At 72.1% G+C, this 21,067-nt stretch carries 24 protein-coding genes; 1 reads left to right on the top strand and 23 read right to left on the bottom strand.

All coding sequences use genetic code 11. The features are described from left to right. Positions 1–58: 58 nt before the first annotated feature. The 23 genes from BKK81_RS26980 to BKK81_RS26870 all read right to left on the bottom strand — a co-directional run bounded on the left by BKK81_RS26980 (position 59) and on the right by BKK81_RS26870 (position 19,641). A complete protein-coding gene (locus BKK81_RS26980) occupies positions 59–508 on the bottom strand; it encodes an excinuclease ATPase subunit (RefSeq protein WP_071019212.1) in 450 nt (149 codons plus the stop codon). Positions 509–573: 65 nt separating this feature from the next. Continuing rightward, positions 574–1,803, bottom strand: coding sequence for a beta-ketoacyl-ACP synthase (locus BKK81_RS26975; RefSeq protein ID WP_071019209.1), 1,230 nt, complete (start codon positions 1,801–1,803; stop codon positions 574–576). Further along, the gene (fabG, locus tag BKK81_RS26970; protein ID WP_071019208.1) at positions 1,800–2,531 is read right to left on the bottom strand and encodes a 3-oxoacyl-ACP reductase FabG; all 732 of its coding nucleotides are present in this window, start codon (positions 2,529–2,531) and stop codon (positions 1,800–1,802) included. Before fabG ends, BKK81_RS26975 begins: the two co-directional genes overlap by 4 nt. Positions 2,532–2,536: 5 nt before the next feature. Continuing rightward, positions 2,537–3,103 (bottom strand): ApeP family dehydratase, encoded by a 567-nt coding sequence (locus BKK81_RS26965; RefSeq protein WP_083384777.1) that lies wholly within the window; start codon positions 3,101–3,103, stop codon positions 2,537–2,539. A 20-nt stretch (positions 3,104–3,123) separates the two neighbouring features. Beyond that, positions 3,124–4,317 (bottom strand): beta-ketoacyl-ACP synthase, encoded by a 1,194-nt coding sequence (locus BKK81_RS26960; RefSeq protein ID WP_071019205.1) that lies wholly within the window; start codon positions 4,315–4,317, stop codon positions 3,124–3,126. Then, a complete protein-coding gene (locus BKK81_RS26955) occupies positions 4,314–4,994 on the bottom strand; it encodes a DUF3261 domain-containing protein (RefSeq protein ID WP_231908100.1) in 681 nt (226 codons plus the stop codon). Before BKK81_RS26955 ends, BKK81_RS26960 begins: the two co-directional genes overlap by 4 nt. After that, complete coding sequence (locus BKK81_RS26950) at positions 4,982–6,220, bottom strand: NAD(P)/FAD-dependent oxidoreductase (RefSeq protein WP_071019202.1); 1,239 nt, start codon at positions 6,218–6,220, stop codon at positions 4,982–4,984. Before BKK81_RS26950 ends, BKK81_RS26955 begins: the two co-directional genes overlap by 13 nt. 35 nt (positions 6,221–6,255) lie before the next feature. After that, positions 6,256–8,634 carry an MMPL family transporter gene (locus tag BKK81_RS26945; protein ID WP_071019200.1) on the bottom strand — a complete coding sequence of 793 codons (2,379 nt, stop codon included), beginning with the start codon at positions 8,632–8,634 and terminating at the stop codon, positions 6,256–6,258. Continuing rightward, the gene (locus BKK81_RS26940) at positions 8,627–9,280 is read right to left on the bottom strand and encodes an outer membrane lipoprotein carrier protein LolA (protein ID WP_071019198.1); all 654 of its coding nucleotides are present in this window, start codon (positions 9,278–9,280) and stop codon (positions 8,627–8,629) included. The genes BKK81_RS26945 and BKK81_RS26940 overlap by 8 nt, the downstream gene beginning before the upstream one ends. After that, positions 9,277–9,693: an acyl-CoA thioesterase gene (locus tag BKK81_RS26935; protein ID WP_071019196.1), complete on the bottom strand. Its 417-nt coding sequence runs from the start codon at positions 9,691–9,693 to the stop codon at positions 9,277–9,279. The genes BKK81_RS26940 and BKK81_RS26935 overlap by 4 nt, the downstream gene beginning before the upstream one ends. After that, positions 9,690–10,691 (bottom strand): LpxL/LpxP family acyltransferase, encoded by a 1,002-nt coding sequence (locus BKK81_RS26930; RefSeq protein WP_083384775.1) that lies wholly within the window; start codon positions 10,689–10,691, stop codon positions 9,690–9,692. The genes BKK81_RS26935 and BKK81_RS26930 overlap by 4 nt, the downstream gene beginning before the upstream one ends. Next, positions 10,688–11,470, bottom strand: a complete 783-nt coding sequence (locus BKK81_RS26925) for a glycosyltransferase family 2 protein (protein WP_071019195.1) — start codon at positions 11,468–11,470, stop codon at positions 10,688–10,690. Before BKK81_RS26925 ends, BKK81_RS26930 begins: the two co-directional genes overlap by 4 nt. Next, the gene (locus tag BKK81_RS26920; RefSeq protein ID WP_071019193.1) at positions 11,463–13,226 is read right to left on the bottom strand and encodes an AMP-binding protein; all 1,764 of its coding nucleotides are present in this window, start codon (positions 13,224–13,226) and stop codon (positions 11,463–11,465) included. Before BKK81_RS26920 ends, BKK81_RS26925 begins: the two co-directional genes overlap by 8 nt. Then, positions 13,219–13,764 (bottom strand): hypothetical protein, encoded by a 546-nt coding sequence (locus BKK81_RS26915; protein ID WP_071019191.1) that lies wholly within the window; start codon positions 13,762–13,764, stop codon positions 13,219–13,221. Before BKK81_RS26915 ends, BKK81_RS26920 begins: the two co-directional genes overlap by 8 nt. 48 nt (positions 13,765–13,812) lie before the next feature. Continuing rightward, the gene (locus BKK81_RS26910) at positions 13,813–14,070 is read right to left on the bottom strand and encodes an acyl carrier protein (RefSeq protein ID WP_071019189.1); all 258 of its coding nucleotides are present in this window, start codon (positions 14,068–14,070) and stop codon (positions 13,813–13,815) included. 39 nt (positions 14,071–14,109) lie between these two features. Further along, on the bottom strand, positions 14,110–14,379 hold the full coding sequence (locus BKK81_RS26905) for a phosphopantetheine-binding protein (RefSeq protein WP_071019187.1): 270 nt from the start codon (positions 14,377–14,379) through the stop codon (positions 14,110–14,112). Then, positions 14,366–15,142: a lysophospholipid acyltransferase family protein gene (locus BKK81_RS26900; protein WP_071019185.1), complete on the bottom strand. Its 777-nt coding sequence runs from the start codon at positions 15,140–15,142 to the stop codon at positions 14,366–14,368. The genes BKK81_RS26905 and BKK81_RS26900 overlap by 14 nt, the downstream gene beginning before the upstream one ends. Then, complete coding sequence (locus BKK81_RS26895) at positions 15,135–15,890, bottom strand: beta-ketoacyl synthase chain length factor (protein WP_071019184.1); 756 nt, start codon at positions 15,888–15,890, stop codon at positions 15,135–15,137. The genes BKK81_RS26900 and BKK81_RS26895 overlap by 8 nt, the downstream gene beginning before the upstream one ends. A 973-nt stretch (positions 15,891–16,863) precedes the next feature. Continuing rightward, a complete protein-coding gene (locus tag BKK81_RS26890; RefSeq protein ID WP_071019182.1) occupies positions 16,864–17,181 on the bottom strand; it encodes a high-potential iron-sulfur protein in 318 nt (105 codons plus the stop codon). Positions 17,182–17,487: 306 nt separating this feature from the next. Further along, a complete protein-coding gene (locus tag BKK81_RS26885) occupies positions 17,488–18,312 on the bottom strand; it encodes a c-type cytochrome (RefSeq protein WP_071019180.1) in 825 nt (274 codons plus the stop codon). Between the two features lie 85 nt (positions 18,313–18,397). Continuing rightward, complete coding sequence (locus BKK81_RS26880) at positions 18,398–18,853, bottom strand: DUF6691 family protein (protein ID WP_071019178.1); 456 nt, start codon at positions 18,851–18,853, stop codon at positions 18,398–18,400. 1 nt (position 18,854) lies between these two features. Then, the gene (locus tag BKK81_RS26875) at positions 18,855–19,289 is read right to left on the bottom strand and encodes a YeeE/YedE family protein (protein ID WP_071019176.1); all 435 of its coding nucleotides are present in this window, start codon (positions 19,287–19,289) and stop codon (positions 18,855–18,857) included. A 46-nt stretch (positions 19,290–19,335) separates the two neighbouring features. Further along, positions 19,336–19,641, bottom strand: coding sequence for an ArsR/SmtB family transcription factor (locus tag BKK81_RS26870; protein ID WP_197524074.1), 306 nt, complete (start codon positions 19,639–19,641; stop codon positions 19,336–19,338). Between the two features lie 343 nt (positions 19,642–19,984). Here BKK81_RS26870 and BKK81_RS26865 point away from each other — a divergent pair, with 343 nt between their 5' ends. After that, positions 19,985–21,058 carry an ABC transporter substrate-binding protein gene (locus tag BKK81_RS26865; protein WP_071019172.1) on the top strand — a complete coding sequence of 358 codons (1,074 nt, stop codon included), beginning with the start codon at positions 19,985–19,987 and terminating at the stop codon, positions 21,056–21,058. Positions 21,059–21,067 lie beyond the last annotated feature (9 nt).

Genomic DNA, 21,067 nt, shown 5'->3' with positions numbered 1-21,067 from the left:
GGCGCCTGCCCGCGCACCTGCCCGCTCACCTGCCCGCGCCCTGGCCGCCCGGTACCGTTCAGTTGGCGACCTTGGCGTAGGTGCCCTTCAGGGCAACGCCCACCACCACCGCGCCGGCGTGGCACTCATAGTCGGTCGCGCTCGCCATCTCGTTCTTCTTGTAGTAGCTGACGATATTGACCACGGCATTGGAGCCGTTTTCCCTGGCCTTGTCCTGGAACGCCAGCAGGGCCGACAGCGCGGCCCAGCGGCAGGCGTCCTCGTCGCTCTTGCCCACGCCGTTGGTCTTGCGGTTGGAGACGTCGCTGTCCTTGGTCTCGAGCACCTTGGGGGTCTTCTGCCCGCTCAGGAAGAAGCGCACGGAGCCATCCAGCTTCTCCTTGGCTTCCGGCATGTCCAGCACCTCCTGCAGCGGCAGCAGATACCTGGTGTCGCGCGCGAGCGCCGGGGTCGCATGCAGCGCGGTGACGCACAGGGCGGCGGCGGCGATGGACAGCGTGAACTTCATGGGAATTCCTCCTGCTCGGTAAGGATGGTGGAAAAAGGCGGCCGCCAGCGCGGCCGCCGGTGGAATCAGGCCGGCCAGCGGCGGAACACCAGCGAAGTGTTGATGCCGCCGAAGGCGAAGTTGTTGCTCATGACGAATTCCGCGTCGAGGCGGCGCGGCGCGCCGATGATGTGGTCGAGCGGCGCGCAGCGCGCATCGGGCGTGGCCAGGTTCAGCGTCGGCGCGAACCAGCCGTCGCGCTGCATCTCGATGGTCATCCATGCCTCGAGCGCGCCGCAGGCGCCCAGCGTATGCCCGATGTAGCTCTTCAGCGAGCTGACCGGCACCGCGTCGCCGAGCACCGCGTGGGTGGCCTGCGCCTCGGCGATGTCGCCGTGCTCGGTCGCGGTGCCGTGCGCATTCACGTAGCCGATGCGCGCGGGCTCCAGCCCGGCGTCCTCCAGCGCCAGCCGCATGGCCTGGGCCATGGTGTCGGCCTTGGGCTGGGTCACGTGGGCGCCGTCGCTGTTGGTGCCGAAGCCGACGATCTCGGCCAGGATGCGCGCGCCGCGCGCCTGCGCGTGTTCGAGCTCTTCCAGCAGCAGCGTGCCGGCGCCCTCGCCCAGCACCAGCCCGTCGCGCGCGCCGTCGAAGGGGCGCGGCGTGGTGTGCGGCGCATCGTTGCGCGTGCTGGTGGCGAACAGGGTGTCGAACACCGCGGCCTCGGTCGGGTCGAGTTCTTCCGCCCCGCCGGCCAGCATGGCCACCTGGCGCCCGGCGCGGATCGCCTCGTAGGCATAGCCGATGCCCTGGCTGCCCGAGGTGCAGGCGCTCGAGGTGGTGATGATGCGGCCGGTGATGCCGAAGAACACCCCCATGTTGACCGCCGTGGTGTGCGGCATCATGCGGATATAGGTGGTGGCCGTGATGTCCTCGGTCGAGCGCTCGGTCAGCATGCGGCCGAAGTCCGCCACGGCCGCCGGCGTGCCGGTCGAGGAACCATAGGCGATACCCAGCCGGCCGCTGCCGAGCAGCGGGTCGCCTTCGAGCCCGGCCTGGCGCAGGGCGGCCTCCGCCGCCAGTACCGACATCAGCGCCACCCGCCCCATCGCGCGCGTGCGCTTGCGCGTGTAGTGCTCCGGCAGCTCGAAGTCCGGCACCGGTGCCGCGAGCTGGGTGTTCAGGCCGCGGAAACTGGCCCAGTCCGGCATGCGCACCACGGCGCTGCGCCCTTCCTGCAGGCGCGCGCGCACCGCCGCCCAATCGTTGCCCAGCGCGCAGACCGCGCCGGCGCCGGTGACCACGACACGCTTCATCCGATCATCCCTCCGTTGACCGAGATCACCTGGCGGGTGATGTAGGCCGCGTCCGGCGACATCAGGAAGGCCACCGCGGCCGCGACTTCGTCGGGCGTGCCGAGGCGGCGCGCCGGGATCATCTTCAGCGCCTCCTCGCGTACGTGCGCTTCGACCATGTCGGTGTCGATCAGCCCCGGCGCCACGCAGTTGACGGTGATGGCGCGCTTGGCCAGTTCGATCGCGAGCGCCTTGGTGGCGCCGATGATGCCTGCCTTGGCCGCGCTGTAGTTGGCCTGGCCGCGATTACCCACCAGCCCCGAGACCGAGGACAGCGTGACGATGCGGCCCGGCGCGCGGCGCTGCACCATCGGCATCACGACCGGGTTCAGCACGTTGTAGAAGGCGTCCAGGTTGGTGTGCACCACCTCGTCCCATTCCTCGCCGCTCATGGCCGGGAACGCGGCATCGCGCGCCAGCCCGGCGTTGCAGACCACGCCGTAGTAGCAGCCGTGCGCCTCGATGTCGGCCAGCAGGGCGGCGCTGCTGGCGGCACGGTCGGCCACGTCGAAGCTCAGCACGCGCGCGCTGCGGCCGAGCGCGCGCACGGCGTCGGCGACCGACTCCGCTTCATCGCGCCGCGCGCGGCAGTGCACGACGATGTCGTAGCCGTCGCGCGCCAGGCGCAGCGCCACCGCACGGCCGATGCCGCGCGAGGATCCGGTGACGAGTACGTTGAGGTTGCTCATGCTTGTTACCCTTGGAATTTCCCTGCTTGTGTCGCTTCAGGTTGTGTCGTTGGCCGCGTGCCCGCCTGCGCCTGCAGGAAAGCCTGCGCGTCGTCGGGCTGGTAGACGGAGAGGTTGGCCTGCGCCAGCATGCGGCCGTCCTGCTCGATGGTGCAGGCGAACATGCCCAGTCCGTTGTCGCCCGCCAGCTCCGAGCGCACACGGATGGTCAGTTCGCTGCCGACCGCGAAGGAAGGCTGCGCGCATTCGTAGCGGCGCGTGCCGAGCAGGAAGCCGATGCCCGGCGCCCGCCCGGCGCGGCGGTCGCGCATGCCGGCCCAGGCCGCGATGGTCTGCGCCATGTACTCCACGCCGACCCAGGCCGGCATGCCGGCCTCGTCGACGAAGAGCTGGGTGGCGCGCACCGTGGCACGCGCCACCGCGTCGTCCTCGCCGGCATGCAGCAAGGCGTCGATCAGCAGCATGGCACCGGCGTGCGGCACCACCTCGGCCACCGGCGGCAGCACCTCGGGCGCCGCCGCGACAGGGCCTGCCGCCACCCCGGCGATGCCGGCATGCTGGCTGTCAGTCATCTGCGCTGTCTCCATCATGTTCAGCCCTGGTCCAGCAGCAGCACGCCGTTGCTGCCGCCGAAGGCGAAGGAATTGCTCATCAGGTAGCGCGGCGCCCGCCCCAGCGCGTCGCCGGGCGCCACCAGCGGCTGCGGCGGCAAGGCCGGATCGGCCACGCCGTCCCACCAGTGCGGCGGCAGCCTGCCCTGAGGATTGTCCACCAGCGTCAGCCACAGCAGTGCGGCTTCGATCGCCCCGGCGGCACCGAGCGCATGGCCGGTCAGCGGCTTGGTCGAGCTGACCGGGACGTCGCTGCCCAGCAGCGCTGCCACCGCAGGCAGTTCCATGGCATCGTTCTGTGGCGTGGCGGTGCCGTGCAGGTTGACGTAGTCGACCGCGCGCGCGTCGATGCCGGCGCGGGCCAGCGCCTGCGCCATCGCCGTGCGCGCGCCCTGCCCGCCCGGCTCGGGTGCCGAGATATGGTAGGCATCGGCGCTTTCGCCCCAGCCCGCGAGCCGCACCGGGCCCGCTTCGCGCGTCATCAGGAACAGCGCCGCGCCTTCCCCGAGGTGGATGCCGGCGCGGTTGGCCGACAGCGGCAGGCAGCGCTGCGGGCTGACCGACTCCAGCGCGCGGAAGCCGGCGATGGTGAAGCCGCACAAGGTATCCACGCCGCCGCACAGCACCGCATCGGCGGCGCCGCAGGCGAGCAGGCGCGCGGCGGCGGCCATCGCCTTGGCGCTGGAGGAGCAGGCGGTCGACAGCACATAGGCCGGCCCGCGCGCGCCGGTGAGGCGGGCGAGAAAGTGCGCGGGCGAGCCCAGTTCCTGCTGCCCGTACACATAGCCCGCCGGCCACGTGCCGGACGCCGCGCGCGCCGCCACCGCGCGCTCGCCTTCGGCGATGCCGGAGGTACTGGTGCCCAGCACCACCGCCACGCGTGCCGGACCGTGCCGCGCCACCGCCGCGTCGACAGCGGCGCGGAGCGGTTCCAGCGCGGCCAGCAGCATGGCGTTGTTGCGCGTGCGCTGCGCCACCGGCGTGTCCGCCGGCAACGCGGCGGCGGCATCGGCGGCCAAGGGCGCCGTGCCCAGGTGCAGGCACTCGCCCGGGGTGTAGCGCTCGGTCAGCTCGCCGCCGGCGGGACCATCGCTGCGCCACAGCGCCGCGCGCACGGCCTCGGCGCCGATGCCGAGCGCGCACGCCACGCCCATCTGGTTGAGGAATACGGTCATGGGCGGACTCCATCGCCGGCCGGCGCCGCAGCCAGGTTGCGGATCTCCAGCGTGTAGCCATCGCGCCGGTGGGCCAGCGCAATGAGCCGGTCGCCGCGATTGTCCGGGTCGCCCGGATAGCCGATCGCGACCACGGCTTCGGCGCCCTGGCGCAGCTCGCGCCAGCCCGGCCCCTCGGCCAGGGTCCAGCCCGGCGGCAGCGCCGCCGCCACCGCGGCCGACGGCCACAGCGCCAGCTGCAGGTCGCTCAGGATGCGCTCCGGCATCAGCTCGGCCGGAGCCCACGGCGAACGCGACACCTGCAGGCGGGTGCCGTCCCAGGCCAGGCGCGCCAGCACCTGCCCGCCCGCCAGCGCGGCGAGCCGGGTCGTGCCGGCATCGGCCTCGAGCAGGGCCTGCAGTTCGCGCACGTGGTCGGCGCCGGCGCCATCGCGGAAGCGCACGCGGATCTGCTGCTGCCAGGCCAGGGTGCGCCCCAGCGCGGCCGGCGCAAGCCGTAGCAGCGGCGCGGCGGCGGCCGCAGCGGCCGGAGCGGGCGACGCAGCCGCCACGGCCGGGCTGGCGGCGGGCGGCGCGGACGTGCCGCAGCCGGCAGAGACCCATGCCGTCACCAGGGCGGACACCAGCGCCGGCATGGCATCACGCCACGCCAGGCGGTCGGGGCTCAGTCGGCGCAAAACTGCTCCAGCACGTTGAGGCGGCGGCGCGACTCGGTGACGAAGGGGTTGTCGCGGTCCCAGGCGTAGCCGGCCAGGATGGCGCTGATCATGCGGCGGATCTCGTCGGTGGCGTCGGGATGGAAGATCAGCTTCTGGAAGCGCCCTTCGTACCAGGCTTCGACGAAGGTGCGGAAGCAATCCACGCCGGCCTTCAGCGGCCGGGCGAACTCGGCCTCCCAGTCGACCGCCTCGCCAGCGAAACGGCGTGCCAGGCAGTCCGCCGCCAGGCTGGCCGACTTGAAGGCGATGGTGACGCCGGAGGAGAACACCGGGTCGAGAAACTCGCCCGCGTTGCCCAGCAGCGCATAGCCGTTGCCCCACAGCGAGCTGACGTTGGCCGAGTAGCCGGCGATCTGCCGTGCCGGCGTATCCCAGCGCGCATCGGCCAGCAAGCGCGCCAGGCCCGGCTCTTCGCCGACCAGGGTGCGCAGGCGCGCCATTTCGTCGCCGGCGTAGCCGTCGAGGAATTCCTTGCGCGCGACCACCCCTTGCGAGCAGCGGCCGTTGGAGAAGGGAATGGTCCAGTACCAGACGTCGACGTGCTCGGGGTGCACGCTGATCAGGATCTTGTTGCGGTCGAACTCGCCGCTGGGGATGCGATCCTCGACGTGGGTGAACAGCGCGCTGCGCACCGGGAAGCCGGAGGGCGACTCGAGCTGCAGCAGGCGCGGCAGCACGCGGCCGAAGCCGGAGGCATCGAGCAGGAAGCCGGCGCTCACCTGGTAGCGCGCGCCGTCCGGCGCCTGCACCGTCACCAGCGGGCGGGCACCGCTCACGTCGATGGCCAGCACCTGGTGCCGGAAGCGGACCTCGGCGCCCTGGCGCGCGGCTTCCCGGATCAGCACGTCGTCGAAGTGCGCGCGCTGGACCTGGTAGGTGGTGCCCCAGCCCGGCGAGAACTTGTCGCGGAAATCGAAGGCCGTATGGCGGCCGGCGCGCGAGAAGGCGGCGCCGTTCTTGTACTGGAAGCCCGCTTCCACCACGGCCTGCAGCATCCCTGCCGCCTCGATATAGGCCATGCTCTGCGGCAGCAGGCTCTCGCCGATCGAGAAACGCGGGAACGTCTCCTTCTCCAGCACCAGCACCTGGATGCCGCGCTGGCGCAGCAGCCCCGCGGCGACCGAGCCCGCCGGGCCCGCGCCGATGATCAGCACATCGACCTGTTCTACCTGTTCGCTTGTCATGCAGCGTACTCCATCCTTCTCGAATTCCTGCCCCGTCATGGCGCCCCCCGCGGGTGCGCCGGCACGAAGCCTCGATCTCCTGGTGCCCCGCCCGGCGCCTGCGCCGGACGGAACCATGGCGCCAGTCCCCACACGGTGCCGACGCCGGCCAGCATGGTCAGCCCGAACACGCGCAGCGCCGGCGTCGCCGACAGCGCGAGCAGGCCGAAGGCCAGCAGCGTGCTCGCCGCGCCCAGCACCACGGCGGTCCAGGAGGCGCCGTCGCCGGGGTGCTCCAGCAGGAAAATGCCGTAGTCGACACCGACGCCGAGCAGCAAGGCCAGCGCCAGCACCGAGAACAATTGCAGCGGCATCTGCAGCCAGCCCAGCAGCGCCAGCGCGGCAAGCGCCGCCAGCAGCGTCGGCGCCAGCGCCCGCCAGCTGGCGCGGCCATAGCGCCACGCCAGCAGCAGGGCGACGCCGGCGGCACCGGCCAGCAGCAGCCAGCTCATCAATTGGCGGTAGTGGCGCAGCAGGCGGCTCATGCCGTCCACGCGGTCCACCCACTGTACGCCAGACAGCCCGCTCACCGCATCCGCCACCGCGCGCATCGTGCCGGGACGCTCCAGCCCCTGCAGCAGGATCACGCTCGCATACCCTTGATCGATCCGGCCCAGCCACAGCGGGCGCAGCATGGCGGACACCGGGTGCCGCAGCCAGTCTTCCAGGCGCAGCGGGCTGCGCGCCGGTGCGCGCGCCGGCACAACCGCCGCGCCGCCGAGGGCCTGCGCCACGCGCGCCCGCGCGGCCGCCTCCAGCGGCGCCGCCAGCGCGGCGTCCGCCTGCTGGCGCCGGGCCGACGGCACCCAGTCCGACAAGGCCAGCAGCCCGGCCAGTTCCTGCCGCGCCAGCAGCGGCGCCAGCGCCGCGCGCGCGGCCTCCTCGCGCTCCAGCACCTGGTCGGGCGAGCCACCCCGCACCAGCACGAACTGCGCGGGGCTGGGCGCCGCCAGCAGGCGGCCGGCGGCGCGCTGCGCCGCCACCAGCGCCGCCGGCGAACTCTGCAGCTGGCGCACATCGTCGGCCACCTGCAGCCGCATCAGGCCGGGCACGATCCACACCGCCAGCGCAAGCGCCAGCAGCACCGTGGCACGATTGGCGCCCACGCGCGGCCAGCGCGCCAGGTTGGCGGCCAGCCGCTGCGACAGCGGGGTCGGGCGCAGGCCGCCGCGGTCCAGCCAGGGGAACCACAGCACGACCGTGAGGCAGGCCGCCACCAGGCCGGTGGCCGAGAACAGCGCCATCTGGCGCAGGCCCGGGAACGGCGCGATGCCCAGCGCCAGGTAGGCCACCACGCTGGTCGCCAGGGCCAGCGCCATGCCGGGCAGCAGCGCGCGCATCACGCGCCGTGGCGGCGCACCGCCCTCGGCCTGGCGCGCGACGAAGTAGTGGATGCCGTAGTCCTCGGCCACCCCGACCAGGCTGGCGCCGAACACCAGGGTGATCAAGTGCACCCGCTCGAACACCAGCGCCGTCACCGACAACGCTGCCGCCGTGCCGATCGCCAGGGACAGCGCCACCAGCACGATCGGACGCAGCGAGCGGAAGGCCAGCCACACCAGCAGCAGCACCGCCGCCAGCGAGCCGAGTCCGATCACGTTCATCTCGCGGTTGGCCTGCGCCGCGGCGGCCTCGGCGTGCAGCGGGATGCCGGCGGCGATGACCTCGACCGCGCCGGCGGGGTCCGCCTGCGCAGCGGCGCGGGCGCGCGCCAGCAGGTCGGCATAGTCGGTCGCGCCGCTGGCGCTGAAGGCCGGCCGCGTGATGCGGTAGCTCAGCACCACCCAGTGGCGCCCGTCGGCCTCGACGGTGGCGAGGCCGTCGCGTTCCTGCACGCGCGTGGCGCCGGCGCGCGCCAGCCACCATTGCGGCCACAGGCCGAGCGGGTCCTCGCTCCATTGCGTCAGGCGGGGGCCGGCCGACAACTGGTAGAGGCGCGCCAGCGCCTGCCGCGCCAGGTCCTCGCCATCGGCGGCGCGCAGCATCTGGCGCTGCCCGTCGGTCAGCAGGCGGTCGCGCCACGGGCGGTAGAAATCCAGCGCGGCATCGAAATCGAAGGCGGCCAGGCGGTCCTGCGGCTGCAGCAGGCCGCCCCCGTCGCCGAGCGCGGCGCTGAAGCGGCGCGCGGCGGCGCGCGCCTGCTCCCAGGCCGGCGCCCCCACCAGCACGGCGACCTCGCGCGAGGCGCCGTCGGCCAACTGGCGCAGGGCCTGGTCCGCCAGCGCGCTGCGCGCATCGGCCGGCAGCAATGCCATCACGTCGGTGTCGAGCCGGGCATCGCGCCAGAACTGCACCTGGTGCACGACCAGTGCCAGCACCAGCAGCAGCCAGGCGAAGGCCAGCGCGCGTGCGCTCGCGGACCCGCGGCTAGTCAAAGCGCCGCTCCTGCTCGGGCGTCAGGCGGGCCGCCGTGCCGGGCTCGATCATCCGCACCAGCGTGCTGTCGCCGCCCGCCTCCTCCCAGCGCACCGAGCGGACGAAGCGGTCGCCGCTCAGCTCGATGCGGCTGAACGCCCTGCGCAGACCGGCGTCGGCCGGCACCAGCGACAGCGACCAGCCGTGCGCGCCGGCCAGCTTCCCCTCCGCCTGGAAACGTGCCGCCAAGGCGCGCAGGTCGCCCTGCAGCATGGCCATCACGGTCTGCGCCACCTGCCGCATGGCGGGCTGCGCATCGGCCTGCAGCTGCTGCTGCACGGTGCCGTCGGCGCCGCGCATCACCAGCCGCTCGGGCGTCACCAGCAGGCTGGAGACGAAGGGCTCGCGCGTCTGCCAGGACACGCCGCGCCCGCGCGCCAGCACGAAGTCGCCGCGCGCCACGAGCGGGTTGGCGAAGCCAGCCAGGTGGCGCGTCTGCTCGAAGCGGCCGTGGACGACCGGCGCGGGATCCAGCCGCGCGGCCACGCCGGCCAGCACGTCGGCCGCCGGGGCGGACGCGCGCTGCGCCGGCGGCGGCGCAGCCAGCGCGCCGCTGCCCAGCAGCAACGCCAGCAGGCCGGCGGCGCCCGCCTGGCCCAGCCTCATGGCTTGATCCCCAGGCGCTCCCACAGCACCGGCGGACAGACGAAGCAGAGTTCCCCGCTGGTCGCTTCCACCGCCACCTGGATGGTGTAGCCCTTGGTCAGGCGCCGCCCGCTGGCCGCGTCGCGCACCAGGTACTCGATCTTCAGGCGGTTCTCCCACTCGGTGATGGTGGCGCGCACCAGCACGGACTGGCCATAGTGCAACGGCTGGACGTACTTGATGCGCAGGTCGACCACCGGCCACAGGTAGCCGGAATCGCGCATGGCGGGATAGTCGTAGCGGTAGCGCGCCAGCAGCGCGCAGCGCGCCTGCTCGAAGTAGCGCAGGTAATTGCCGTGCCAGACCACGTTCATCGGGTCGAGGTCGTGGAAGGCAGGTGTCAGGGTGATCTCGTGGCTGAGTTCGGATGTCATGGGCCGTTCCGTTGCGGGCGCGTCGCGCCATCCTGTCCGGACGCGGCGGATGCCTCGCCGCCGGCCCAGAAGTCGTAGAAATTGAACCACTCGTAGGGCGAGGCCAGCAGCAGCGCCTGCAGCCACGCGGCAAAGCCGGCGGCATGCGCGGCCAGCGCGGCCTCGCGCCCGCCGCGCGGCAGGCGCACGTCGCGCGCCAGCTCGGTGAAACGCAGCAGGTGGCCGCCACGCGTGCGCACGCAGCCCAGCGCGAACAGCGGACACTCCATCAAGGCCGCCAGCACGTACGGGCCCACGGGAAAGCGCGCGGGCGCGCCGAGGAAGGGCACGCGCACCGCGCGCCCGCCGTGCACCGGCACGCGATCGCCGGCGATGGCGACGAACTCCCCGGCACGCACCCGCGCCGCCAGTTCCGCGGCGCTGGCCGGCGTGAGGTCGTCGACCTGGTAGAGCTGCAGGCCGGAACGCGGATCCAGGCGCGCCAGGATGCGGTTGAAGCGCTCGGCATGGGCGGTGTGCACGAGCACCGTCAGGCGCAGCCCGGCACGCTGGCCGGCCAGCGCCCGGCACAGCTCCAGGCAGCCCATGTGCGCGGTGACGATGATGCCGCCCTGCCCCGACTCGATCTGGCGCAGCAGCACCGCCTCGCCTTCGCGCCGCACCGCGCCGAAGGGATAGCGCCCGCCGATGGCCAGCAGCTTGTCCAGCAGCGTCTCGCCGAAGGACAGCAGGTGGCGCAGGCTGTGGCGCCGCCCGGGCTGCGTGCCGGCGGGCAGCCCGGTGGCACCGCCCTGTTCCTGCACGCGCCGCAGATAGTCGAGCGAGGCGTGGCGCGCCAGCGGATTGGCCAGCCAGTAGTAGGCGACCACCGGATACAGCACCAGGCGGAACAGGCCGCGGCCACACACGCGGTACAGCGCGTACAGGCACCAGATGCCCCACACCGAGGTGGTCTCGCCGATGGTGCTCCAATGGCGCGGTGCCTGCGGCGTGCTCATGGCCGGGCTCCGCCGGCCGCGCGCGGCAATCTGCGCCACAGCAGCCACGGCAGGCGCCGCAGCATGCCGGCAAACAGGCGCGCATGCATGCAGGAAATCAGCACGTTGTCGCGCCAGACGCGGAAGTGCGACACCCCGTCGGCGGGATAGGTCACGCGCGTCGGCACATTGACGATGGCCACGCCGCGCCAGACCAGGTGCACCAGGATCTCGGTGTCGAACTCCATGCGCTTGCCCAGCGCCTGCCGCGCCAGCAGCGCCCGCACCGGCGCCAGCGGATAGACGCGCAGCCCGCACATGGAATCGCGGATGGCCAGCGACAAGGTGTTGATCCAGACCCACACATGGGTCAGGTAGCGCGCCAGCTTGCGCACGCGCGGCACCGAGTCGTCATAGAGGGGATGGCCGCAGATCATCGCCGTCGGGTGGGCACGCGCCAGCGCCAGGAACTGCGGGATGCAGCCGGCATCGTGCTGGCCGTCGGCATCGATCTGCAGCGCGTGCGTATAGCCGCGCTGCCAGGCCGCCTCGAAGCCGGCCATGATGGCGCCGCCCTTGCCCTGGTTCTGCGGCAGGCGGATCAGGGTGACCTGCTGCGGATGGCGCGCGGCCAGCGCGCGCAGCACCTGCGCGCAGGCGGGGCCGCTGCCGTCGTCCACCAGCAGGCAATGGCACTGTTCGGCCAGGATGGCGTCGACCATGGCGCCGATCGCGCGCTCGTGGTCGTAGACCGGCACCAGCACGACCGGCCGGAAGGCCTGCGCGGCACGCTCAGTCATGTGTGGCTCCGAACACGATGCGGCCGCTGGCGTGCGTGCCGGCCGCCGAGCTCAGGCGGAACGCCAGCGTGGCGCGCTCGGCCTGCCAGGTGAGCGCCAGCGCCACCGTGCTGCCGGGCACGATCACCGCCTGGAACTTGAGTACGTCCAGGCGCTGGAAGGCGGTGCGCGGCGGCACCGGCAGGCGCTGCGGCGCCAGCTGCATGACCCACTCGACCTGGGCCACCCCGGGCACGATGGGCGCGCGCGGAAAGTGCCCGTCGAAGACGGCCAGCTCGCCATCGATGTACAGCTCGGCCGTCGCCGTGGCGCCGTCGCCGTCTCCGTCTCCGTCCAGCCAGCGCACCTCGGGCAGCACGCGCCGGAACAGCGCGCGCAGCATGGCATCGCTGGTCTTGCCCTGCGCATTGCACGGCAGCGCGGCGGGAAAACGCCAGCGGCGCGGCAGCGCCAGCGTATCGACGGTATCGGCCAGGGCCTCGCGCAGCGCGGCGGCGAGGCCGGCGCGGCCCTGCGCGGCGAGCACGGCCTGCCCCGCCGCCGCGGGCACCACGACCGCTGCCAGGCGCGTTCCCACCGCCAGCTCCAGCAGCGTGACACGCGCCTCCTGCACCAGCGGCGTCGCCGCCAGCGCACGCTCCACCGCGCTCAGCGAGACCCGCTTCTCTTCGATCTTGGCGATGCGGTCGGCGCGACCCGCCAGCACGAAGCCGCCGTCTGCGGCCGGCTGCGCCAGATCGGCGCAGACATGCCAGCCGGCGTCCGGCAGGTGGTCCGAGCGCACCGCCAGCAGTCCGTCGCGCAGGCACCAGTCGACGCCCGGCAAGGGGCTCCAGCGTTCCTGCTGGCGCGCTTGCTGGCGCCAGGCGATGCCGCCGGTCTCGGAACTGCCGAAGACCTCGATCGGCGCCTGGCCGAGGTGGCGCAGGGCATCCGAGGCGGCCTGCGCCGGCAGCGGGCCGCCGGAGGAAAACACGGCACGCAGCGCGCGCCGCGCCGGCGCCCAGTCCAGCCCTTCGGGCAGGCGGCGCAGGTGTGCCGGGCTGCTGACCAGCAGCGCCGGGCCGTCGAGCGCGGCGGCCTGCGCCACCAGCTCTTCGTGGAAGGCCAGGCGCGCCAGGGGCATCGGGCGGCCGGCCGCGAGCGGCCACAGCACGCAGAACAGCAGCCCGTAGATATGCTGTGGCGCGACCGTGCAGAGCACCTGCGCGCCATCCGGCAGCGCGGCGCCGAAGGCCGCCTCCAGCGCAGCCACCTCCGCCTCCAGCTGGCGCAGCTGCTTGGGCACGGCCTGCGGCACGCCGCTCGAGCCCGAGGTGAACAGGGTCAGCCCGCAGTGCCGCGCGTCCAGCGGCGGCCAGGCCGCCGCCTCGCCACTGCCGGCCGCCTCCGGCAGGCCGGCGGGAGCGGGCAGCAGCCCGCCCGGCAGCTCGCCCGCCAGGCCATCCACCGCGCCGGCGCCGCCACGCAGCGCCGCCACCGTCGCCGGCAGCGCGTCGCCGGGCAGCACCACATGCTTGCCGGCATGCCAGGCGCCGAACAATGCCGCGGCGAACTCCGCATGGCCGTCCAGGTAAAGCGCCCAGCGCGTGCCGGGCCGGGCGGCAAAGGCCTGGCGCCAGGCCCGGGCACGCGCGAGGAAGGTGTCGGCATCCCACCCTGCCGCGCCCGCCCCCGCCACCGGACGCGCGCGTGCCGGCGCCGGCAGTCCTGCCAGCGCCGCCATCGTGCCGCTCACGCCGCGCCACTCACGCATGGTCGCTCCTTGCCATCACGCGCCGCCGCAGCAGCCACTCGCCGCCGAACATGGCGCCGATCAGCACATAGGCGATGCCGCCGTTGTACAGGGCCCAGACACGGTCGCTGGCGAAGCAGGCGGTGAGCGCGGCCAGTGTGCCGTTGACGACGAAGAACAGGCACCAGGCCTGGGTGACACGGCGCGTGTAGCGCACGCCGGCCGGCGGCAGGTCGGGCTCGCGCAGGCGTGCCATGCGCTCGACCAGGCTCTGCCGGCCGAGCAGGCTCCAGCCGAACACGGCGAGCATGACGAGATTGACCATCACGGGATAGAGCTTGAGCGGCAACGCGCGGTCGGACACCAGGCCGGCCAGCGCCGGCAGCGCTGCCGCGGCGGCCATCGGCCACCAGCCCTGGCGGCGTCCGGCGCAGGCGCGCAGCAGCGCCAGCGCCAGCAGCACCAGCGCCATCGTGCGCGGCGACCAGTGCTGCAGGCCGAAATAGGCCAGCACCGGATAGCACAGCAGCAGGACGGCCAGCAGGGTGTTGCGCAACATGGTGGTCGGGTCGGCGGGATAGCGGGATAGCGGGATGGCGGACCGGCCTCAGGCCGGGGTCGGCGAGTCGATCAGGCGGGCCAGTGCCTCGACGATGTCCTGCACGGTGCGCACGGACTTGAAATGCTCGGGCTTCGGCGGCGTGCTCAGGATCGGCTTGAGCTTCACCAGCAGGTCGACGGCATCGATGCTGTCGATGTCGAGATCGTCGTAGAGCAGCGCCTCGGGGCGGATGCGCGCGGCGTCGATCTCGAAGCTCTCCTGCAGCACCGCGGCGACGCGCGCGTAGATTTCCTCGTGGGTCATGTTCGATTCCTCCTCAATGAGATCGGGGCGCCGGCCGGCTCAGGCCGCCGCCTCGCTGCGTTGCGCGGCGATGAAGGCAGCCAGCGCGGAGACGCTGGCAAAGCGTGCCCGCACCGCTTCCTTGTCGCCGTCGAGCTTGACGCCGAAGCGCTTCTGCAGGGCCAGGCCCAGCTCGAGCGCGTCGATCGAATCGAGGCCGAGCCCCTCGACGAACAGCGGCGCCTGCGCGTCGATGTCGGCCGGGCTCAGGTCTTCGAGCGACAGCGATGCAATGATCAGTTCCTTGATGTCTTCTTCAAGCGCCTTCACGGCCCACCTCCCTGGAAAAATATTCTGATAGCGCCTGTGTCAGCTGGCGCACGGCCAGGGCATCGTCGACGCCGGCCGCCAGGCAGGCGGCGGGGTCGATATCATCCTTGACCTCGATGACAAAACGCGGCCGCCGCAGCGGCACCGCGTACCACTTCTCGCCCTTGGCCAGCGTGGGCGGCTCGCAGCGGATCACCACCGGTGTCAGCGCGAAGCCGCCGCGCACGGCGATATTGGCCGCCCCGCGCTGCAGCCGCATGGGCGCGCCCGGCACCGTGCGCGTGCCCTCGGGAAAGATCACGAGGTTGTTGCCCGCGCGCAGCGAGGCGATGCAATCGTCGACCATGGCCGCGCCAGCGTCGTTGCATACGTAGCCGGTGGCCAGCACCGGTCCGCGCGTGAACGGATTGCGCGCCAGCCCGGCCTTGACCACGCAGTCGGCACGGCGCGTCAGCGCGATCAGGAAGACCACGTCGATCAGCGAGGGGTGGTTGGCGACGATCAGCAGCCCGCTGCGGCGCAGCCGCTCGGCATGCCGGATCTCGTAGCGCAGCACGCCGAGCCCGCGCATCAGCAGCAGGAACAGCCGGAAGGCATGGTGCACCAGCTGCTTGCAGGCACGCTGGCGCCGCAGGTCCGGGCCGGGCAGCAGCGCCACCAGCGGGAACACCACGATACGCAGCAGCAGCCCGCCCAGCCCGAAGGTGGAGAAGCAGACGCCGGTGGCGCAGACGCGCCAGGCGCGGTCGATGCGGTCAACCATGGCGCCGCCACTGCCAGGCGCACTGCTCGCCGTGGTGGATCAGCCCGGCCTCGCCCGACAGCATGAAGCGCAGCACCTCCAGGCCATGCGGCAGCGCGGGCGCTGGGCCGGATGCAGGTGCGGCGGGCACGGCGGAAGAGATCGGCGCCAGCGAGAACACCGGCTCGCCGGCGCGCGGCCGGCCCAGGCGCCAGGCCCAGCCGTACAGCGCGGCAGGCTCGTCGGCGAAGCCCGCATAGGCCTCGGGCAAGGGCGCCTCATAGTGGACCAGCAGGACTTCCGGCGCGCCGTCGGCCAGCAGGGCGCACGCTTCCACCACGCCCGCCTCGACCGTATCGCGTCCGGCGGCGACAGCCTGCTGGCAGGCGACATCCTTGCGGTCGATGGCATACAGGGCGCCGATGGCGTTGTGCACCGACAGGCCGAAGGCGGTCGGCGAGACCCCGCCTTCGGCGGCAAGGTCGGAGAGCATGTCGTAGGCGCGCTGCACGTCGCCATGGCGCGAGGCGAACACGGTGGGAATGCCGCCACCCTGGGCCTGGCATTCGTAGGCCGGCGCGAGCGCGACGCGGCCGAGCGGCACGACGCGACGGCGCAGCATCGGCGCCATGGCCTCCAGCGCCAGGTCGGCCGCGGCGGCCGAGGCGGACGGCAGCCACGGCGCCGCGCACCATTCCCGCCATGCCTGCTCCGCCTGCAGTCCGCCGGCCCGGGCGGACCAGGCACGAATACCGAATTCCATTGCCATGCCGTGCGCGTTGGGTGATCGTGATTCCGTATTGCACCCGCGCCGGCGCGCGCCGGCCGTTGCGGGGCGCTGTCGTGGCAGATAAGTGCGATCGATTGTCGTGGACCGGCGCCAGAGCGGCACCTTCCGAGGCCGGCGCCACACCGTGCGTGTGGCCGCCACGCCTTCCCTGTTTCTTCCTCTCCGGATGCCGTGCGACAGCCAGGACCGGCCAGGGCGCCGGCACCTACCATGCCAACGTCCCGCCTCGCCCTTAACGGCAATCCGCCGTTGTCCTTGAACCTGCGCGCGGCGCGCGCGGCCACTTCCCGGCCACTTCCCGGCCATGCCATGGCTGGCCGGAAAAGGCGGCCATAGCCGCTTTCTTCTCTTATCGGGGCGCGATTTTCTCACAATCCGGCCCGCGGGCGCCAGTTTCGGAGTGTCAGCATCGGTGTCGGCCTGCGGCCGGCCTGCCGCGCCCGACTTCCAGGCCGGCAGGGGCGCGGGGCGATGCTACAGCGCACGCTCGCGCTGCGGCCGGGCGCGCCGCCCGCATGCCCGGCCACGCTGCCAGGCGGGACGTGCCGCCAGCGGCGGTCGGCCGCATCGGCGACGATACCAGGCCGGTTCTGTCATCCGCTTCTCCCTGGGCCGGCGGGCGGGGCCGCAGGGCGCGGCGCCACCGATCTGCGCTCAGGCTAGGGGAACAGGCTTAAGGCTGGCTGAAGCCGGCCAAGGCAGGACGGCGCCGGAAATGGTAGCGCGGGCGACGCGCGACGCACCCGACATGAGCAGGATCGAGACAAAAGCGGAGAAATAATCGGGAATTGCCAGCGTAGCGCGAAGATGCTGACTGAACAGGAGGGAAAGCCCCGGCACAAAGCCGGGCGGCATCGTCTCACTGCGCCACGGCAAACCGGGACCGGGCGCGCGCACGATGCGCTGCCCGGCGGCGTGGGCGAGGCGTCCTGCCTCCGCCCACGCCCCGTCATCAGGCCTTCTTGACCCAGGCGCTGCACCAGCCGTTCATCGCCACCTGCTTGCCGGCGAACAGCGGGCACGGACCCTTGGCATCGCCGGCCTTGCCCTGGTACAGCTGGCAGTTGCCGCAGTGCTGGCTGGCTTCGTGCTTGGGGTACTTGGCCTTGTCGACCTTGTTGGTGTCCGCCTTGTAGCCGAGCGAGACGGCCTGCGGATCCTTCTCGTCCACCATGGCGCCACCCGCTTGCGCACGTGCCAAGGTGGAAACGGCCATGGCGCCGGCGGCAACGATCGGGATGGTCTTCAGGAACTGACGACGATTGGACATGATGCTTCCTTCTTTATGTGGGGGGGTAGGACTGCACATCGTTGTTGTAGGACGGCGACCGCCGCGTGCCGCATGGGCGATGCCGCGCGCGGGGACGGCCCGGCGGCCGCCGCCCATCCATACTAGTCCAAGGGAGAATGGTCATGGCGCCCCGGGGCGCCATGGCCGGCATCATGGATGCGGAATGGGCGGCCGCCGCACCGCCGCCCGTCGACTCTACCGGAAGCGTGCGCCGCCACGATGACCTGGCGCAAATTCCCGTGGCGCCACGGGTGCGCCAGATTGCCGCACCCCGTCCCGCCGCGCCTAGCGCGCGTCCTTGGGCTTGCCGCCCAGCGGCCAGTCCTTGGCCCGTGCCGCATAGTCGGGGCGAGGCTGCTGCGTGAAGTAGGCCGCCACGTCCACCGCGTCCTGCGCGGACAGCGTGCCGCCCTGGCCCAGCGGCATGTTGTGCTTGACGAAGGCCGCCGCGGTGTACAAGCGCGCCATGCCCGCGCCGACATTGAACGCATCCTTGCCCCATACCGGCGGGAACACATAGCCGCCGGCCGGATTGGGCATGCCCTGCCCCTCGGCGCCATGGCAGGACGCGCACTGGGCGGCGTAGAGCGCGGCACCGTGCTTGCTGTCGGGCACCAGCGCCGTATCGATCTTCTCGAAGCCGCGGCCGGCCACGTCGTGGCCGACCGGCACGCCGGTGGACAGCCACTTCATATAGGCCAGGATGTCGTTCATCTCGCCGGAATCGGGCGCCAGCGGCTTGCCGTTCATGGAGCGCTGGAAGCAGTCGTTGACGCGCTCCTGCAGGGAAATCACCTTGCCACTGCGTGCGCGGTACTCGGGAAAGGCAGCGGTCAGCCCGACCCACGGCGAGGCGTAGGGCACGGTGCCGCCGTTCAGGTGGCAGTTGGTGCAGTTCAAGCCGTTGCCGACGTTGCCCGGCAACAGCTTGCGGGTATCGCTGAGCAAGGCCTTGCCGCGCAGGATGGCTTCGCCCACCGCGCCCTTCGGCACGCTGGCCGGGTCCGGCACGACGAAGGGGACCTGGTCCTGCGCCGCGCGCGCCGGCAACGCGGCGGCGAGCGCCAGGGCCAGCGCCAGGGGAACGGCCATCTTCAGGGGAATCCGCATGTGTCTTCTCTCTTCCATGTCGTGTGGTGTTGTTTTGTATTCTGTTCTGTTCTGTTCTGTTGTGGGTGCTGATGCGCCCCGCCGCTCAGGACTTGCCGGCCGCCGCCGGCTGCGCCGCACGCCGGGCCGCGCCGACGCGTTCGACGCCTTCGAACACCAGCATGCCGGCCAGCATCGCGGCGACGAAGCCCCAGGCCTTGGCATAGCCGGCCCCGAGCGCGACCAGCGCGGGGCCGGGGCAGAATCCGGCCAGGCCCCAGCCCACGCCGAAGGCGGCGCTGCCCAGCACCAGCCGGAGCGTGATCACACTGCTGGCGGGCAGCTGCATCGGCAGCCCGAGCAACGAGCGCTGGCGGCGCTTGGCCAGGAAGAAGGCGAAGAAGCTCACGCAGATGGCCCCCACCATGACGAACACCAGCGACGGGTCCCACTCGCCGGCCAGGTCGAGGAAGCCGAGCACCTTGGCGGGATTGGCCATGCCGGACACCATCAGCCCGATGCCGAACAGCAGGCCGGAAATCAGCGCGGTCAGGATCGGCATCTCAGGCTCCCAGCAGGTGGCGGGTCACGAAGACGGTGGCAAAGCCCGCCACCATGAAGGTCAGCGTCGCCACCAGCGAGCGGATCGAGCCGCGCGCGATGCCGCACACGCCGTGGCCGCTGGTGCAGCCGCTGGCGAAGCGCGTCCCCAGGCCGACCAGGAGGCCGGCCAGCAGCACCTCGCCCCAGCCGCTCTCGATGTCGGGGTGCACCGCATGGCCGGACAGCGCCGCCAGCAGCGGCGCGCCGACCAGCCCGGCGAGGAAGGCCGCGCGCCAGGCCACGTCCTTGCGCGGCCGCGCGAACAGGCCGCCGACGATGCCGCTGATGCCGGCGATGCGCCCGTTGCACAGGACCAGCAGCGCGGCGGCGGCGCCGATCATCACGCCGCCCGAAAAGGACAGCGTGGGGGTGAAGTTTCCAAGGTCGATCAGCATGGTGTCTCCTGCAAGTCTCGATATTCGTGGGCGCGGGCCGGCCCCGCTAGCGCGGCGCGGCCAGGTCGCCGGGCTCTGCGCAATAGTGCTGGTACAAGGTCTGCATGACGGCCATTGCCTGCGGGCTGGCAATGGCGTAGAAGATGTGCTTGCCTTCGCGGCGCGTGGACACGACCCCGCTGTCGCGCAGTACGCCGAGCTGCTGCGACAGGGTCGGCTGGCGGATGCCCAGGCGCGCCTCCAGGTCGCCCACGCGCAGTTCGCCCTGCGCCAGTTGGCACATCAGCAGCAGCCGGTCCGGATTGGCCAGCACCTTGAGCAAGCCGCAGGCGCGGGCGGCCGCGCCGCGCATGGCATCGACCTCGATGTCCGCGGCGCTCTCGGCGCCATCTCCACCATCAGGCAGGTGCTCCGGCAAGCCGTCCATCGGGCACTCCTCCTCAGTCTTTACCGGTCAATATTATATATATTTGTATATTGATAGCAAGACCCCAGGCCTGGGATGCGGCTCGTCTCCCGCCTCTCTCCAGCCAGCGCGCCCGGCCTCCCCAGCCGATATGAATAGGCGAAAAGCTTCGTTGTGAGGTGCAAGGCCTTCCCCAATACTAGTTGCCAGCCCTGCCGGGCGGACGCGCCACAGGGCGCCCGCGCCCTCCTTCCTCCCAGCCGGCAGGCCAGCCAGGACCGAACACCCGATGCCAGCCAACGCCACGCCTTCCCACGCGCGCCGCCGCGCACTCCAGCAACTCGCCGCGCTCGCCGCCGGCGGCGTCGGGCTCGGCCTGGCCGCCTGCTCGCGCGAAGACGCGCAGGCGCCCGGCAAGGCCGCCGCGGGCGGCGCTCCCGCCGTCATCCGGCAGGCCGGCGACAAGGTCCGCTTCAAGTATCCCGACAACCCGAGCTTCGACCTGGTCTACCTGGCCGACCAGCTCGGCTACTTCGACGGCAGCAATACGCGCCCCGACTATATCGGCAAGGTGGCCGCGCCGCAGATCATCCCGCTGGTGGGCACCGGCGAGATCGACTTCGGCTCGCGCATGGTGCCGCTGGTGATCTCGGCCTTCGCCAGCGGCGCCGACATCCAGGTGGTGGCGGCCGGCGGTGAAACGCTGGAAGCGGCGCCGCACATGAAGTATTTCGTGCGCAAGGACTCGGGCATCCGCCAGCCCAAGGACCTGGAAGGCAAGACCATCGGCTTCAACAGCTTCGGCGCCTGCGCGGAATTCGTCACCAAGACCTTCCTGCGCCAGAAGGGCGTGGACGTCAGCAAGATCAACTTCGTGGTGATCCCCGACGACCAGGCCGAGCAGACCCTGGCCACCGGCAACACCGACCTCGCCATCATCCACGCGCCCTACTCCGGCCGCGCCGACCATGCGCCCAACCTGGTGCGGCTGTGGAGCGACTACGACCTCGACCGCGGCCTGGGCGGCATGGCGCCGTACAGCGCGCACGGCAAGTTCATCCGCGAGCATCCGGAGGCCGTGCGCGACGTAGTGACGGCGCTGGCCAAGGCCGCCAACTGGGTCAACGCCAATCCGGAAGACGCCCGCAAGCTGGTGTCCCAGCGCATCAAGCTCGACCTCCAGTACGTCGACCGCTATGCCTACGTCAAAGACCTCGTCATCACCGAACCGCCGATCCAGTACTACATCGACGTGCTGGAGCGCGAAGGCAAGCTGGCGCGCGGCAAGGTGGCCGCGCACCAGATCTACACCAACGCCTTCAACCCCTACGCCAGCGGCGGCGCCGCGCCGGCCAAGGCCTGAAGGAAACCC

It is taken from the genome of Cupriavidus sp. USMAHM13, assembly GCF_001854285.1.
Lineage (GTDB): Bacteria > Pseudomonadota > Gammaproteobacteria > Burkholderiales > Burkholderiaceae > Cupriavidus > Cupriavidus malaysiensis.
Note: the sequence above shows the minus strand (reverse complement) of the source record. Positions and strands in the feature narration are given on the sequence as shown.

Coding starts and splice junctions, on each gene's coding strand:
- BKK81_RS26890 (WP_071019182.1), bottom strand. CDS start 17,181: ATGTCCAATCGTCGTCAGTTCCTGAAGACCATCCCGATCGTTGCCGCC.
- BKK81_RS26915 (WP_071019191.1), bottom strand. CDS start 13,764: ATGTTGCGCAACACCCTGCTGGCCGTCCTGCTGCTGTGCTATCCGGTG.
- BKK81_RS26965 (WP_083384777.1), bottom strand. CDS start 3,103: ATGACTGACAGCCAGCATGCCGGCATCGCCGGGGTGGCGGCAGGCCCT.
- BKK81_RS26880 (WP_071019178.1), bottom strand. CDS start 18,853: ATGCCGATCCTGACCGCGCTGATTTCCGGCCTGCTGTTCGGCATCGGG.
- BKK81_RS26885 (WP_071019180.1), bottom strand. CDS start 18,312: ATGCGGATTCCCCTGAAGATGGCCGTTCCCCTGGCGCTGGCCCTGGCG.
- BKK81_RS26910 (WP_071019189.1), bottom strand. CDS start 14,070: ATGACCCACGAGGAAATCTACGCGCGCGTCGCCGCGGTGCTGCAGGAG.
- BKK81_RS26870 (WP_197524074.1), bottom strand. CDS start 19,641: ATGCGCGGCGCGGCCGCCCGCGCCTGCGGCTTGCTCAAGGTGCTGGCC.
- BKK81_RS26940 (WP_071019198.1), bottom strand. CDS start 9,280: ATGAGGCTGGGCCAGGCGGGCGCCGCCGGCCTGCTGGCGTTGCTGCTG.
- BKK81_RS26875 (WP_071019176.1), bottom strand. CDS start 19,289: ATGCTGATCGACCTTGGAAACTTCACCCCCACGCTGTCCTTTTCGGGC.
- BKK81_RS26895 (WP_071019184.1), bottom strand. CDS start 15,890: ATGGCAATGGAATTCGGTATTCGTGCCTGGTCCGCCCGGGCCGGCGGA.
- BKK81_RS26900 (WP_071019185.1), bottom strand. CDS start 15,142: ATGGTTGACCGCATCGACCGCGCCTGGCGCGTCTGCGCCACCGGCGTC.
- BKK81_RS26960 (WP_071019205.1), bottom strand. CDS start 4,317: ATGACCGTATTCCTCAACCAGATGGGCGTGGCGTGCGCGCTCGGCATC.
- BKK81_RS26925 (WP_071019195.1), bottom strand. CDS start 11,470: ATGACTGAGCGTGCCGCGCAGGCCTTCCGGCCGGTCGTGCTGGTGCCG.
- fabG (WP_071019208.1), bottom strand. CDS start 2,531: ATGAGCAACCTCAACGTACTCGTCACCGGATCCTCGCGCGGCATCGGC.
- BKK81_RS26865 (WP_071019172.1), top strand. CDS start 19,985: ATGCCAGCCAACGCCACGCCTTCCCACGCGCGCCGCCGCGCACTCCAG.
- BKK81_RS26980 (WP_071019212.1), bottom strand. CDS start 508: ATGAAGTTCACGCTGTCCATCGCCGCCGCCGCCCTGTGCGTCACCGCG.
- BKK81_RS26975 (WP_071019209.1), bottom strand. CDS start 1,803: ATGAAGCGTGTCGTGGTCACCGGCGCCGGCGCGGTCTGCGCGCTGGGC.
- BKK81_RS26930 (WP_083384775.1), bottom strand. CDS start 10,691: ATGAGCACGCCGCAGGCACCGCGCCATTGGAGCACCATCGGCGAGACC.
- BKK81_RS26920 (WP_071019193.1), bottom strand. CDS start 13,226: ATGCGTGAGTGGCGCGGCGTGAGCGGCACGATGGCGGCGCTGGCAGGA.
- BKK81_RS26950 (WP_071019202.1), bottom strand. CDS start 6,220: ATGACAAGCGAACAGGTAGAACAGGTCGATGTGCTGATCATCGGCGCG.
- BKK81_RS26935 (WP_071019196.1), bottom strand. CDS start 9,693: ATGACATCCGAACTCAGCCACGAGATCACCCTGACACCTGCCTTCCAC.